At 70.6% G+C, this 14,405-nt stretch carries 14 protein-coding genes; 5 read left to right on the plus strand and 9 right to left on the minus strand.

Annotation, left to right across the window (positions count from 1 at the left end):
- Positions 1-8: 8 nt before the first annotated feature.
- The 6 genes from R8G01_01180 to R8G01_01205 are packed head-to-tail and all read right to left on the minus strand — an operon-like array spanning position 9 to position 4,579.
- Entirely contained in the window at positions 9-557 is a 549-nt protein-coding gene (locus R8G01_01180; protein MDW3212582.1) for a hypothetical protein, read from the minus strand.
- The gene (locus R8G01_01185) at positions 557-1,867 is read right to left on the minus strand and encodes a DUF58 domain-containing protein (GenBank protein ID MDW3212583.1); all 1,311 of its coding nucleotides are present in this window, start codon (positions 1,865-1,867) and stop codon (positions 557-559) included. Before R8G01_01185 ends, R8G01_01180 begins: the two co-directional genes overlap by 1 nt.
- A 7-nt stretch (positions 1,868-1,874) precedes the next feature.
- Positions 1,875-2,852 (minus strand): MoxR family ATPase, encoded by a 978-nt coding sequence (locus R8G01_01190; protein MDW3212584.1) that lies wholly within the window; start codon positions 2,850-2,852, stop codon positions 1,875-1,877.
- Positions 2,853-2,864: 12 nt separating this feature from the next.
- A complete protein-coding gene (locus tag R8G01_01195) occupies positions 2,865-3,338 on the minus strand; it encodes a hypothetical protein (protein MDW3212585.1) in 474 nt (157 codons plus the stop codon).
- Positions 3,335-4,036, minus strand: coding sequence for a DUF4129 domain-containing protein (locus tag R8G01_01200; protein MDW3212586.1), 702 nt, complete (start codon positions 4,034-4,036; stop codon positions 3,335-3,337). The genes R8G01_01195 and R8G01_01200 overlap by 4 nt, the downstream gene beginning before the upstream one ends.
- Before the next feature lie 9 nt (positions 4,037-4,045).
- Positions 4,046-4,579 carry a DUF421 domain-containing protein gene (locus R8G01_01205; protein MDW3212587.1) on the minus strand — a complete coding sequence of 178 codons (534 nt, stop codon included), beginning with the start codon at positions 4,577-4,579 and terminating at the stop codon, positions 4,046-4,048.
- A 152-nt stretch (positions 4,580-4,731) separates the two neighbouring features.
- Between R8G01_01205 and R8G01_01210 the strand changes: the two genes are divergently transcribed.
- The 4 genes from R8G01_01210 (at position 4,732) to R8G01_01225 (ending at position 7,905) form a co-directional block, all read left to right on the plus strand.
- Positions 4,732-5,604 carry a mechanosensitive ion channel gene (locus R8G01_01210; GenBank protein MDW3212588.1) on the plus strand — a complete coding sequence of 291 codons (873 nt, stop codon included), beginning with the start codon at positions 4,732-4,734 and terminating at the stop codon, positions 5,602-5,604.
- A 94-nt stretch (positions 5,605-5,698) separates the two neighbouring features.
- Positions 5,699-6,712, plus strand: a complete 1,014-nt coding sequence (locus tag R8G01_01215) for an MDR family oxidoreductase (GenBank protein MDW3212589.1) — start codon at positions 5,699-5,701, stop codon at positions 6,710-6,712.
- Positions 6,713-6,871: 159 nt separating this feature from the next.
- Positions 6,872-7,069: a hypothetical protein gene (locus R8G01_01220; GenBank protein ID MDW3212590.1), complete on the plus strand. Its 198-nt coding sequence runs from the start codon at positions 6,872-6,874 to the stop codon at positions 7,067-7,069.
- 110 nt (positions 7,070-7,179) lie between these two features.
- Positions 7,180-7,905, plus strand: coding sequence for a hypothetical protein (locus R8G01_01225; GenBank protein ID MDW3212591.1), 726 nt, complete (start codon positions 7,180-7,182; stop codon positions 7,903-7,905).
- 34 nt (positions 7,906-7,939) lie between these two features.
- Here the strand turns inward: R8G01_01225 and R8G01_01230 are convergent, their stop codons facing one another.
- Positions 7,940-9,526: a hypothetical protein gene (locus R8G01_01230; GenBank protein ID MDW3212592.1), complete on the minus strand. Its 1,587-nt coding sequence runs from the start codon at positions 9,524-9,526 to the stop codon at positions 7,940-7,942.
- Positions 9,523-10,434, minus strand: coding sequence for an ABC transporter ATP-binding protein (locus tag R8G01_01235; protein ID MDW3212593.1), 912 nt, complete (start codon positions 10,432-10,434; stop codon positions 9,523-9,525). The genes R8G01_01230 and R8G01_01235 overlap by 4 nt, the downstream gene beginning before the upstream one ends.
- Before the next feature lie 155 nt (positions 10,435-10,589).
- On the opposite strand from R8G01_01235, the gene R8G01_01240 reads away from it, so the two are divergent.
- Positions 10,590-13,154 carry a winged helix-turn-helix domain-containing protein gene (locus R8G01_01240; protein MDW3212594.1) on the plus strand — a complete coding sequence of 855 codons (2,565 nt, stop codon included), beginning with the start codon at positions 10,590-10,592 and terminating at the stop codon, positions 13,152-13,154.
- 12 nt (positions 13,155-13,166) lie between these two features.
- On the opposite strand, the gene R8G01_01245 is transcribed toward R8G01_01240, so the two are convergent.
- The gene (locus tag R8G01_01245; protein MDW3212595.1) at positions 13,167-14,399 is read right to left on the minus strand and encodes an NAD(P)-binding domain-containing protein; all 1,233 of its coding nucleotides are present in this window, start codon (positions 14,397-14,399) and stop codon (positions 13,167-13,169) included.
- Between the last annotated feature and the right edge of the window lie 6 nt (positions 14,400-14,405).

Here is a 14,405-nt window from a genome sequence, read left to right on the forward strand (position 1 = left end):
CCGCACGGTCACCGGTCGGCGTCGTCGACCGAACCACGGAGCAATGCGACGACGCCGACCCCCGCCGCCACCAGCGCGAGCAGCGTGAGGTGAGGGTTCGCCGGGGCGTCACGGCGTTGAAGCACCAGCGCGAGCGCCCAGACCGCTGCCGTCGCCAGCGCGACGGCGCCGGCGCGCTGGGCCCAGCGGCGCACCACGGCGGCGTCGACGGTGGCGCTGTGCGGCGTGACCGCCATCAGCGCGAGCAGGCTGTGGAAGACCAGGAGGCACACGGCGGCCACGAGTGACCTCGGCGTCGTGACGTCGTCGGTGGCCGACATCCACTGGACGACGACGAGGGCGACGACCACCACGGCCGTGTGCGAGCCCGCCTGGATCGCGGCCGTGGCGGCGAGTGCCACCGTGAGCCCTGCGAACCATCCAACTCCGTCGTCGGTGCCGATCAGGGTGACGAGCAGCGCGCCGACGGCCGCCACGACGGCCGAGATGCCGAACGCCCAGCGCTGCGGTGATGTGGTGGTGGCGGCGTCGATCCAACGCTGGAGTCGGGCGGTCATCAGCCGACACGCATCCTCGGTGCGGACGCCCGTCGGGCGACGTCGCGCAGGAACTCGTCGAGGCTGCCGGGGCCCAGCCAACGGACCACGGGGACGCCCGCCTGCTGCACCCGCCGGATCTCGCGCCGGCGTTCGAGCAGGCGGATCCGCCAGGCGAGCGCGGCGATCGGGTCGTCGTCGGTGGCCACGGAATCGGGGAGCGTGTCGATCACGACGACCGGGAGACCGTGGCGTCCGAGCGAGACGGCGCGGTCGAGTGCCTCGCGCGAGATCAGCGGCGACAGGACGACGGTGAGTTCGGCGCCGGTCGCCGGCCACGGCGGCAGGTTGCCGCGGGCGGCGCCGACCGAGCCGCGTCCCGGCTGGATGCGACTGAGGGTGTCGAGGACGCGTCGGAGCTGCATCGGGCCGGCCGCCGTCGGAACGACGTGTGATCCGAGCGTGCCGAACACGCGGAGCGAGATGCGGTCGCCGCGACGGCCGGAGTGCTCGGCGATGGCGCCGGCCGCCCTGACGGCGGTGTCGAGGCTCGATGCGGCGCCGTCGATGCCCTCGCTGGTGCCGTAGTCGGCGCCGGCGTCGATCACGAGCGCGACGTGGGTGTCCTGATCGGCCCACGTGGCGTTGACCTGCAACCGCTCGGAGCGCAACGACCTGGACCAGTTGATGCGGCGGATCCGGTCGCCGGTGCCGAAGGCACGCACGCCGGCGAACTCGCTGCCCTCCCCGCGTCGGGACGAGCGTTCGAGCCCGACCAGGCCGTCGGTCGGTCGCCGCGGTGCAGCGGAGTCGAACACGGACGGGAGTGGCAGCGTCGTGAGCGAGCTGTGGGTGGTCTGCATCTTCGACTGGAACGCACCCCACGAACTCGATGCGACCAGCCGCACCGGCTCGACGAGCCGTCGTCCCCAGCGGGTCGAACGGACCACGACACCGAGTTCGGTGCTGCCGTCGACGATCGGCACGGCGACGGCTCCGTGGTCGATGCGGTGGTCGACCCAGGTGGCGGGTTCCATGCGCGCGCTCACCAGGTCGGTGCCGTCGGCGCCGTCGACCCGGGCCCGCCACATCGTGGCGTCGCCCTCGCGCAGCGTCGGGTGGCCGAGCCGGTCGACGAGTGACGGTGAGACCCGCGGTCTGGTCACGGTCGACCAGGCGGTGACGAGGGCGAATGGGGTTCCCAGCACGAGCAGGTCGGGCCGACGGCTGAGCATGGCGACCGTGACGAGCGTGATCGCGAGCAGCGACGACCGGACGAACGCGACGGTGGGGCGCCACGGGCCGGTGGTCCCCGGGCGGCTGTCGCTCATCGGGTGCTCACCGCTGGGCGCTCGCTTCACGGGCCGAGGGCGTCGGGACGCTGCCGAGGACGTCGTCGACCACGGTGGTGCCGGTGACCGAACTCATCCACATCTCGGGTTTCACGGTGATCCGGTGCGCCAGCACCGGGACCGCGACCGACTTCACGTCCTCGGGCGTCACGTAGTCGCGGCCGGCGATCACGGCGACCGAACGGGCGACGAGCAGGAGACCGAGGGCGCCGCGCGGCGAGGCACCCATCAGCGTGTGCGGGTGGGTTCTGGTGGCGGTGGTGAGCGCGACGCAGTACCGGCCGACGCTCTCGTCGACGGTCACGCGCTCGACCGCCGCCTGCATCGCGAGCAGCGTCTCCGGGTCGGTGACCTGCCGCAGCGTCTGATCTTCCTGCCGGCGATCCATGCGCCGTTGCAGCACGTCCCATTCCTCGTCGGCGGTCGGGTACCCGAAGCTGGTGCGGAGCATGAAGCGGTCGAGCTGGGCCTCGGGCAGGGGATAGGTGCCCTCGTACTCGACCGGGTTCGCCGTGGCGAGCACGTGGAACGGCTGGTCGAGCACGAACGTCTCACCCTCGACGGTGATTTGGTGCTCTTGCATCGCCTCGAGCAACGCGGCCTGGGTTCGCGGCGGGGTGCGGTTGATCTCGTCGGCGAGCAGCAGGCCGGTGAACAGCGGACCCTTGCGAAATGCGAACTCACCGACACGCTGGTCGTACACGAACGACCCGGTCAGGTCGGCCGGCAGCAGGTCGGGCGTGAACTGGGCGCGGGCGAACTGCAGGCCGAGGGTCTGGGCGAACGACCGTGCGGCGAGCGTCTTGCCGAGCCCCGGGAAGTCCTCGAGCAGAACGTGGCCGCCGGCCAGGATCGCGGCGAGCACGATCGTCAGCGCGTCGCGCTTGCCGACCACGGCCACCTCGACCTCGTCGAGGACCTCGGATGCGAGCCGCGAGACGTCGGTCAGTTCGAGTTGTTGCATGGGACCTCCAGGTCAGAGTCGTTCGATCAGTGTGACGATGTGGGTGGCGCCGCGTTGGCTGATGTGCGCGGTGGTGTCGTCGTCGTCGGCGAAGCGCCAGAGCTTGTCGCCGAGCACCGTGCGGGCGGCATCGGGATCGTCGTGGCGGTCGATGCCGTGCACGGTGAGCAGTTCGTCGTCGATGATGGCGACGAGTTGATCTCGCAGCCGCTGGGCGTGGCGGACATCGCTGTTGCCGACCGCCAACGCCTGCCGCAGCGACGTCGTGCGCAGATCGGGGTACGACGTCGAACTCGCAGGTGCCCGCGGGGCGGGGTCGGGACGAGCGACGAACCGGTCGATCGTCGACATGAACGAGACGGCGGCGCCGGCGAGGCAGACCAGCGCGGCGACGAGCCAGATGTTCGGGCCGGTGTCGGTGAGGAGCAGCACCGACTCGACGACGACCACCGCACCGCCGATCAAGGCGATGGCACGCTTGTTCACGTCGTGCCGACCATTCGGGTCGAGCGGAGGCCGTCGTGGATGGTGTCGAGCGAGCTGATCGCCGCGCGACGGTGCGCCTCGTCCATCGGATGGGTCGAGAAGCGGGCCTCGCGGTACAGCGAGGCGAGTCGGGACGTCGCGTCGGGGTCGACGTCGAATCGATTCAGTACTCGGGACGTGAACTCGGCCGCGGTGAGGGCCGGGTCGTGGGCGACACCGGCTGCTTCGACGATCGACTCGAGCCGCAGCCAGCACTCGACGATCGCATTGCGGGGGGCACCGGTGCGCAGTGCCGTCTGCTGGGCTTCGGCATCGGCGACCACGGCGTCGGCGACATCGTCGAGGATCTCGAAGTCGGCGGTGGCGACGCGACGGCGCCAGTGCAGCCGCGGGCGGTTCTGCCAGGCACGGCGGAGTACATGGACGAGGCCGAGCGCCAGCACGGCGAGCACGGCGATCTGGAGCATCGTCGTGAACACGTCCCAGCTCTGGGACGGTTCGGTATCGGTCGGCTCCGGCCGGGTGCCCTCGATCGGCGGAACGGTCGGGACGCTCATCTCGAGTTCGAGCTCGGGGAGCTCCCAGGGGATCGACGGTTGGCGTTCGGCGATCCGCGCCGGCTCGGACGTGGCGACCGTGACGAACAGGAGTGCCAGGACCGCGCCCACGACCAGGGCGACGAGACGGCTCCGATCCACGCCCGGAGGCTAGTTCGCGGGCGCTCGCTCGGCGCCTCTGACGCCGTCGAGCAGGAGGTCGTCGATGGGACCGTCGCCGTGGAGCACGGTGACATCGCCCGTCGATTCGAGGACGACCGCACGCACCTGGTCGAGACGGATCGCGTTGGCTTCGCGAAGTTTGGCAGCCACGTCGGAGCGGGTGACGCGGGTGTGTCGGAGCGCCTCGTCGATGAACTCGCCGTCGCGCATGAGGAGCATCGGTGTGTTGTCGACGGCCTTGCCGACCGACGTGTGCTGACGGACGAGAGCGATCGCGGTCTGGGTCGCGAGGAGCACGCCGACAGCGATCATGCCGTTGAGCAGTGAGGTCGACGACGCTGCGACGCCGCCGAGCACGGAACCGAGCGCGATCGTGACGGCGAAGTCGAAGCTGGACATCTTGCTGAGGGCCCGCAGACCGACGACGCGGATGACCGCGACGAGCGTGAGCACGATCGCCACCGCCGACACCGTCACCAGCCAGACCTCGGTCCACGACGTCGACAACCAGTTCTCGATCATGGGCCGTGCATGCCCGATGCACCGCCCGCTGAAACGCCGCCCGGTCCACGATCCAGGGGCGAGCCGAGAAGACGATCCAAGAATCGGCCAGGAAGCGGATGAATTTCGTCACCTGATCGTCATATTCGGCGAATCGGTGCCACACTGCACGCGTGATCGAAACCCTCCTCTCCTGGCTCATCGGGCCGGCGCTGACCGGCCCCTTCGTCCTGGTCGTGATCGCCGTCGCCGCGGTGACCGCCACCCGCGTCTCGCGGGTCGTCGTGCGCCGGATCATCCGGCACGTGGCGAAGCGCAGCCTGCGTTTCGCGAAGCTGCCCGGTCAGCCGGTCGGCCTCTGGCGCACCCGTGCCGCTCGTGTCGGCGACGTGCCCGGCGAAGCGGTCGAGCAGCGCCGTCGGCAGCGGATCGACGCCGCCGCTCGGATGGTCAACCACCTGGTCGGCGTGCTCATCTGGATCGTCGCGTCGATCGTGGCGTTCCACCTGCTCGACGTCGATCCGGCCTTCTTCCTGTCGAGCGCCGGGTTCATGGGGGCCGCGCTCGCGATCGGGGGCCAGCACAAGGTCAACGACTACCTGACCGGTCTCAGCGTGCACTTCGAGGATCGCTACGGCGTCGGCGACGAGGTCGTCGTCGAGTCGACCGGTCTGCACGATCCGGTTCGTGGCGTCGTCGACCACATCGGGCTGTTCAGCACTCGCATCCGCGACACGACGAGCACGCTCCACTTCCCCAACAGCGCGCTGGCCACGGTCCGCAACCTGTCACAGGAGGCCGCGGCCTCCACGCTGCGCCTCAACGTGCCACGACAGAGCGACGCCGCCGTGGCGTCCGATCTGTTGCGTGGCCTCGCCGGGACCGACGGTCTCACCGATCTGGTCTTCGTCGGCGACCTGGCGGCCCGCGAGGTGGCGACCGGCGAGATCGAGGTCGACGTGCAGACCAGTCGCGCCCTCGACGGTCAGCTGCGTGAGCGACTGGTCCATCGGGCCGAGCGCGCGTTCGACGACCGCCACCCCTGACGCCTCCGGCTCGTCGCCCGACCGGTCGCGAGTTGTCGCCGTGCGTCGGTGGTGAGTAGAACCGGTCTCGTCAGCGACCCGGGAGAACGTCACCATGAGCACCTTCAACGCACTCGTCGTCCGTGAAGCCGAGGAGGGCAACCCGAAGTCGGCGGCGGCGTCGATCGAACAGCTGACCGACGCGGACCTGCCCACCTACGAAGGGGATGACGCGGTTGTCGTCGACGTCGACTACTCGTCGCTGAACTACAAGGACGGCATGGCGCTGACCGGCAAGGGCCGGATCATCCGCTCGTTCCCGATGGTCCCCGGCGTCGACCTGGCCGGCACCGTCGTGTCGTCGGAGTCGCCGAGGTTCGCGCCGGGCGACGGCGTGATCCTCACCGGTTGGGCGGTGGGCGAGCGGTACTGGGGTGGCTACACGCAACGCCAACGGGTCAAGGCCGACTGGCTGGTCGCCCGGCCCGAGGGGCTGACCAGCAAGCAGGCGATGGGGATCGGGACCGCGGGCCTGACGTCGATGCTGTGCGTGCTCGGCCTGGAGGCCGGCGGGGTTCGCCCCGAGAGCGGCCCGGTCGTGGTGACGGGAGCCGCGGGCGGGGTCGGGAGCGTTGCGATCGCCCTGCTCGCCAACCTCGGGTTCGAGGTGACCGCCGTGACGGGGCGCCCGGAGGAGCACGACTATCTCCGGTCGCTGGGAGCGTCCGCGTTCCTGACCCGCGCCGAGATGTCCGAGGCGCCCAAGCCGCTCGAGAGCGAGACGTGGGCCGGTGCGGTCGACGCCGTCGGCTCGACGATGCTCGCCAAGATCCTCGCCCAGACCAAGTACCAGGGCACCGTCACCGCGTGCGGTCTCGCCGGCGGTGTCGACCTGCCGACGTCGGTGATGCCGTTCATCCTGCGTGGCGTGCGCCTGCAGGGCATCGACTCGGTGATGGCCCCGATCGAGACGCGCGAGGCAGCATGGGCCCGCCTGGCCACGGATCTCCCCGCCGGCGTGCTGGAGACCGTGACCGAGGTCGTTCCGATGAGTTCGCTGCCCGAGCAGGGCCGGTCGATCATGGCCGGCACCACACGCGGCCGGCTCGTCGTCGACCCGGCGCAGTAGCCGGTCCCGCGCGCCCGCCCGGGCGCGGCCGCCATCAGTTCGAGTGTCCCGCCGTGGTCGTCGCGCGCCCGTTGCCAAGTCGTTGCCAAGCGGCCACCTGCAGCCTGGGCGATGACAACAGCGGTCGGCCCAGCCGGCCAGGCACGAAAGACCAGACAGATGTTCATCGCTGAAGACGCGTCGACCACCACCGCCACCGGCCACGACGGCCGCCGGCCGGATGTTCGGCCCGACTCGATCATCCGGTGGGAGCCCGAACGGGGCTCGGTCCGGCGCGCCCTGTGGCTGGCCGCCACCGGTGTGCTGATCGCGGGGTGCATGGCGATCGCCATCGCTGCCGCCGCACCGCCGCTCTGATCGAGACCCGATCGGCGCACACCGTGCGTCGGCCGTCGAGCATCCGGTCGCGAGCCGGTCACCCCAACCCACATCGCTCCCAGAGAGCACACAGAAAGCAGTCATCAACCATGAAGAGCCCATTCATCACCGCGGTCGTCGGTCTGCTCGTCGTTGCCGGCGCATGTGCCGACTCGACGTCGGCCGATGCCCCTGCCACGACCGCACCGACCGAGACGGCCGAACCGACGCCCGACACCGAAGCACCGCCCGAGACGATCGCGCCCACGCCCACGGCGACACATCCGACGGCACCACCGACCACACCGCCGACGAAACCCACGGTGCCGGCACCGACGCCGACCACCCCGCCGGAGACGACCCCGTCGCCGGCGCCGTCGAACGGCGCACGCTGCCTCATCGGGAGCTGGGTCATCTCCGACGCCGAGCTCGACGCCTACTTCGACGTCGTGGCGGTCAACGCGGCGTTCGAGTCGATCGACAACGACGGGGTGATCCGGCTCACCTTCACGGAGACGGGATTCGAGTGGACGAACCAGTACTCGCTGGCGATGCGGGTCGACGGCACGGGGTACGAGTCGACGTCCTCGGGTTCGTTCGCGGGCTCGTACACCGAAGCCGGTGGTGTCATCGCCGGATCGGTCGAGCGCGACGACCGGGGCGGCAGCCTCACCCATGACGGCCAACCCGTCGGCGACGTCGGCGATCTCTTCGTCGGGATCAACCTGGCCCGACCGATGGATTCGCTGGCGTTTTCCTGCGACGGCCCCGTCCTCGTGTTGGACGCCGGGCCGTCGGCGGGCGCCCGACACACGGTGCGCCTGACCCCGGCCTGACCGGGGATCGTACGGCTGACCCGGTGAGACCGGGTCAGCCGATGTCGCGGCGGCGGAGGCCGTCGAGCCCGACCGCCACGAGCGCCGCCGTGACGCCCAACAGCACGGCGAGCGGGGTGGCGCTCACCGACTCGGCGGGGGAGAGCGGCACGTGTTCGTACGGTGAGAGGTCGATCGCCCAACCGGGCAGCTGCAGCACGGTGCCGAACATCGCGATCACGAACCCGAACGCCACGATCGCCCACGCGGCGGTGGCGAACCTCGGGAGGCGTCCGACGAACGCGAGGGTGAGTCCGACGGTGAGCCACATCGCCGGCACGTGGACGAGAGCTGCGACGCCGACTCGCCAGAGCAGCGCCGGGTCGCGCGTGGCGATGGACGCCGCGCCTCCGAGGCCGACGGCGGCCGACGCCATCGCTGCCACCGAGCCGACGAGCGCGACGATCAGGTGGGACCGCGTCCATTCGACACGTGACACGGCGGTGGCGAGCACGGGTTCGGCTCGCATCGACGTCTCCTCGGTGCGGAGGCGCAGCGTCCACTGCACCGCTGCGGCGGTGCCGATCAGGGCCGTGAAGTGCATCGAGGTCGCCAGGTACGAGTCGGCGAGGGATGCCCCGCCCGACGCGGTGAGGAAATCGGCCATCGTCGGGTTGTCGTTCACGAAGTCTTCGATCGCGTCGATGATCGAGCCGTAGACGGCCCCGAGTCCGGCGAGCCCGGCGCACCACCCGATCACGCTGCCACGCTGGAGGCGGGTCGCGAGCGCGAGCGCGCTGCGGAGCCGGCTTCCGGCGGTCGCCGGACCGGGTTGTGGTGCGAGCAGCCCGGCACCCAGATCGCGTCGACCCTGCAGCGTGACCGCGAGGGCGATCAGGCAGATGAGCAACCCCAGGCTGAGCAGGAGTGGCCACCAGCGCTCGTCGCCGAACGACCGTGTCTGCTGAGCCCACCCGATCGGCGAGAGCCAGGAGAGCCAGACGTCGCCCATGTCGCCGATCGCCCGCGCGACGAACGCCACGGCGAGCGTGACGCCGGCCAGCCCGCCGGCCAGTCGTGCGTTCTCTGTGATCTGCGCGGTCACGAGCGAGACACCGACGAACACGGCGGCCATCGACGCGAGCTGCGAGCCGTAGAGGACGGAGCCCGAGGCAGCCTGGCCGGTGGCGATCAGCGCCAACGCACCGGCACCACCGACGACGACGCTCATGCCCAGTCCGATCGCCCCGGCGGCCACGATCGGCGCCTGGCGTCCGACGGGGAGCGCTCGCACGAGTTCGAGACGCCCGGGTTCCTCTTCGCCGCGGGTCAGCCGGATGACGGTGAGCAGCGTCATCAGACCCACGATCACCAGACCGGGTGCGCCGATCTGGAAGACGATCTGCCCGCCGACGGTGTCGAGTGCGATGTCGGGTCCGTTGAAGGCCATGATCGCGGGGTTCGACGAGGCGGCAGCGGCCTGATCGAGGTCGGCCTGGGTGGGGAACAGGCTCTTGACGCTCTCCGCGGACGTGGCGACCATCGCGATGATCGCCGCCATCCAGACGCCGATCCGGACCCGGTCGCGCCGGAGCGCTGCCCTGATCAGCCCGCCGGTTCCGGCGAGCGCCTCGCTGTTCACGTGGCGATGCCGGCTGCCGCGTCGCCGCTCGTCTCGTAGTGCCGGAGGAACAGTGCTTCGAGGGTGGGTGGCGAGCACGTGAGGCTCACGATGGTGCCGGCGCCGAGGGCGCCGATGGCTTGGTCGAGGTGGGCGTTGTCGACTTCGAACGTCACGTGATCGCCGTCGTGGACGAGGTCGGTGACGCCGTCGACGTCGGTGAGATCCACGGGCCGCCGAGTGTGGGCGGTCACGGCGGTTCTCGTGACGTGCCGCAGTTCGGTCAGCGTGCCGCTCTCGACGGTGCGGCCCGACCGGATGATCGTGATGCGGTCGCACAGCGCCTCGACCTCGGCGAGGATGTGGCTCGACAGGAGGACGGTGCGGCCCTCGCGCTTGACCTCGCGGATGCAGTCCTCGAACACCTCCTCCATCAGCGGGTCGAGACCCGACGTCGGCTCGTCGAGGATCAGGAGCTCGGCGTCGGACGCGAGTGCTGCGATCAAGCCGACCTTCTGGCGGTTGCCCTTCGAGTAGGTGCGGGCCTTCTTGGTGGGGTCGAGTTCGAACCGGTCGATCAGGTCGTCGCGCTTGCGTTCGTTCGTGGTGCCGCGCAGGCGGGCGAACAGGTCGATGATCTCGCCACCGGAGAGCTTGGGCCAGAGGGTGACGTCGCCCGGCACGTAGGCGAGCCGCCGGTGGAGCTCGACCGCATCGGCCCACGGGTCACCGCCCAGCAGCGTGGCGGTGCCACCGTCCGGACGGATGAGGCCGAGCAGCACACGGATCGTGGTCGACTTGCCGGACCCGTTCGGTCCGAGGAACCCGTGCACCTCGCCCGTCGTGACCGTCAGGTCGAGTTCGTCGAGCGCCCGCGTGTGACCGAACGTCTTGACCAGCCCCGTTGCGACGATCGATTTCGTGCTCATGCGGCGTTCTCCCTTCGTGCGGACCGGGTCGGCGCGTCCGCCGTGTGGCGGCCACGTCACCACCCGTTCTCCCGCTGGTGACCGTACCGCGAGCCGCCTGGTCGGGCCCGGTCCGGCGCGGCCGCCACGATCCGGGGGACGGAGCCTCGGCCGGGGTGACCTACGCTGCCGACCGGAAGGGCGTGCTGATGATCCTGGGGTTCGAGACCTGTGAGCTGGACACGGCGCGGGTGATACTGCGGCGCGACGGCGCCGAGGTGCCCATTGAGCCCCAGGTGTTCGATCTCCTGTGCTGCCTGATCGAGCGCCGCGGCCAGGTGGTTCGCAAGGAGGAGTTGCTCGACCTGGTGTGGGGTGACCGGTTCGTGAGCGAATCGGCGCTGACGACCCGGATCAAGTCGGCACGCCGTGCGGTCGGCGACGACGGGTCCCGCCAGGGTCTGATCCGGACCGTGCACGGCAAGGGCTACGAGTTCGTCGCCGACGTCTGCGTCATCGACGGTCAGCCGGAACCCGCCGTCGTGCCCCTCGTCGAGCGGCCGATGCCCGTCACCTCGGTCCCGACGGCGCTGCAGACGCTGATCGGGCGGCGTGAGTTGCTCGACCGGCTCGTCGACGACCAGGCGGCTCATCGCCTCGTCACGATCGTCGGTACGGCCGGTGTCGGCAAGACATCGGTCGGCTACGAGTTGGCGCGACTGGTCGCCGACCGATACGCCGATGGTGTCTTCGTCGTGGAGTTGGTGACGATCGTCGATGGCGATGCCGTGCAGGGAGCGTTCGCGACGGCCCTCGACGTCAACACCCGCCAGCAGATCTCGATCGAGGACGCGATCGTCGACATGCTGCGGGCCCGACGGGCACTGATCGTGCTCGACAACTGCGAACACGTCGTCGACGCGGTGGCGTCGCTGGTCGAGCGGATCCTCCGATCGGCACCGAACGTGTGGGTCGTGGCGACCAGTCGGGAACCGTTGGCCGTGACCGGTGAACTCCTCCGGACGGTCGAGCCGCTCGCCGTCACGACCTCGGGCGACGTCCCGCTCGACGAGTTGGTCGCGGTGCCGGCGGTCGAACTGTTCCTCGAGCGCGCCCGTGCGGCCGACCCCCGGTTCGAGATCGACGCGACGACCGCTCCCGCCATCGCTGAGATCTGCCGTCGTCTCGACGGGATCCCGCTCGCGATCGAACTCGCCGCCTCGCTCGCGAGCGCGATCGACGTGACCGAGATCGCACGCCGGCTCGACGAGCGGTTCCGTCTGCTCAAGGGGGTGCGGCGTGGGGCCGATCCTCGACACCGCACGCTGCACGACGCGATCAGTTGGTCGTACGAACTCCTGGACGGCGACGAGCAGCACCTGTTCGCCTCGTTGGCGGTGTTCGCCGGACAGTTCGACCTCGGCGCCGCCGAATCGGTCTGCCGGGGCGACGACGTGCTCGATCTCCTGACCCGGTTGGCGCAGCGGTCGATGCTGGCGGTCCGACGACCGCCGACGGGAGGCACCCGCTACGAGATGCTGGAGACGATGCGGGAGTTCGGGCGCGGTCGTCTCGACGACCGACAGAGCGTCGAGTTGTTCGCTGCGCACGCGGGCCAGTTCGCCACCTTGGCGCGCTCGGTCGAGCTCGATCTGCAGACCGCCCAGGAGCACGACGCGGTCGTCCGGGCCGACGGTTCGTTCGCCGACCTCCGCGCGGCACAGCGGTTCGCGCTCGAGATCGACGACGTCGACACGGCGTATCGCTTGATCGGCTCGATCCGCGAGTACGCGATGCGGACGCTCCGGTACGAGGTGTTCAGCTGGGCGGACATGTCGCTGCGCCTGCCGGGCGGCGGTGATCATCCACTGCGTTCGACGATCGTCGGCATGAGCGCGTACGGGGCATGGGTGCGCGGTGAGTTCGACACCGCGATGTCCCTCGCCGCTTCGGCGAAGGCCGCCGAAGCGACGCTGCCCGGTACGCCGTCCGGGCTCGCCGAGCGGGTGCTCGCCAACGTGCAGTATGCGATCGGCGACATCGAGGACGGCTTGGTCGAAGGCGCCCGTCTGATCGAGTTGGCCGAGGCGTCGGGCAGCGACTCTCGACTCGCTCACGCCTACTACATGGCGTCGGTCGCGTCGAGTTCGCTCGGCCGCTACGACGAGGCGGAGCTGTTGATCGAACGGGCCCGCGTCGCCGGACGTCGATCGGGGAGCCCGACCGACCTGGCGTCGTCGTCGGTCGCCGAGGGGTTCGCCGCCCGCGACGACGATGTCGCCCTCGATGCGTTCGCGGCGGCAGATCGGCTGGGACGGTCGGCCGGCAACCGGTGGATCAGCGCCTTCGCCAGGACGGAGGCGAGCGGTCTGCTCGTGCACCAGGGGCGGCTGAGCGAGGGGTGTGAGGGCCTCGCCGAGATGGTCGACGTCTGGTATCGCGCGGGGGAGTGGGCGCAGCAGTGGCACACGATGTCGCGGTGCGTGATCGCGCTCGAGAGCATCGAGCAGTACGAGCTCGCCGCCACCGTGCTGGGTGCCATCGAGGCGCACACGACGATGGGCGGTCCGCCGGTGATGACCAGCCTGCGCGATCGTGCGTTCGAGACTCGTGCTGCGGTCAGCGCCCGACTGGGCGAAGCGCACGCACAGCAGTTGGGGGTCGACGGTGCGGCGCTCCCCGTCGCCACGATCGTCGACCGCACCCGCACTGCGCTCCTCGGCCGGCCCGCCGAGCCGTAGCCGCCGCCCGCCTCACGACGCGATGCGGTGGTCGAGGTGGGCGTGCAGGTGGCTCGCCAACTCGGCCGCGTCGGGGCCGACGCCGTCGATGAAGCTCGACTTGCGGCGCCGGAGGAACGGCAGGCCCAGCAGGTACAGGCCGGGGACCGCGCATACGCCGCCGTCGTGGACGAGCCGGTCGCGCCGATCGAACGCGACCCGGTCGAGCCAGGTGTAGCTCGGCCGGTAGCCCGTCGCCCACACGACCGTCCCGAACCGGCCGAGTTCGAGCTCGGTCGGCGGCGGGTCGAACTGCGTCGGCGGTGGCAGCGTGGAGTCGTCCAGTTCCGCGTCGAGACAGTGCTCGGTGGCGAACTCGTCGATCCGTGCGAGCAGGCGGTTCTGCTTGAGGTCGGCGTTGGCGGCGAGACTCCGGAGGGCGCCCGAGAACTGGGCCTTCCGTCCGGTGACCGCCATCAACTTGCCGACGACTCCGACCCCGGCGTCGCGCAACGAGTTGAGATCGAGCGTCCGTCGTTCGGGACTGCCGACGAGTTGGAGCGACGGCAGGCGGCGGGCGCGGGTGATGTCGTCGACCTCGTCGTACCGCTCGTCGAGCTGGCCGATCACGTCCATCCACCAGTGGATGTCGCGGCCTCGGTGCAGCCGGGGGAGGCGGACGTGTTCGCCGACGGCCACCGTGACCTGCCGGCCGGCCCGTTGGAGTTCGTCGGCGATCTGCGCGCCCGACGCCGATGCGCCGACGACGAGCACTTCGCCGTTCCCGATCTGGGTCGGGTTGCGGTACTGCAGCGCCGTGAGCTGTTCGATCCGGTTCGGTAGGTCGGCGGCGACGGCGGGGATCCGGGGTTCGCTCGATGCGCCCGTCGCGGCGACGACGGCGTCGCAGGTCCAGATGCCCTGGTCGGTCACGACCTCGAAGCCCGGGTTCCCGACCCGAACCCGCTCGACGGTGACGTGGGTGTGCACGGGCGCCCCGATGTGCGCCCGGTACGTGCCGAGGAAGGCGACGGTCTCGTCCTTGGTCATGAACCCGTCGGGGTCCCCGCCCTGATAGCGGTAGCCCGGCAGGCGGGTCATCCAGTTGGGGGTCAGCAACCGGAGGGAGTCCCAGCGTTCGGTGCGCCACGACTGGGCCACCTCCCCCCGGTCGAGGACGACGTGGTCGATGCCCCGACCGGTGAGGTGGTGGCTCATCGCCAGTCCGGCTTGGCCGGCCCCGATCACCACGACTGGCGTTCGCATCGGTCG

The organism is Ilumatobacteraceae bacterium (assembly GCA_033344875.1).
In the GTDB taxonomy this organism is placed as follows: Bacteria; Actinomycetota; Acidimicrobiia; order Acidimicrobiales; family Ilumatobacteraceae; genus Ilumatobacter.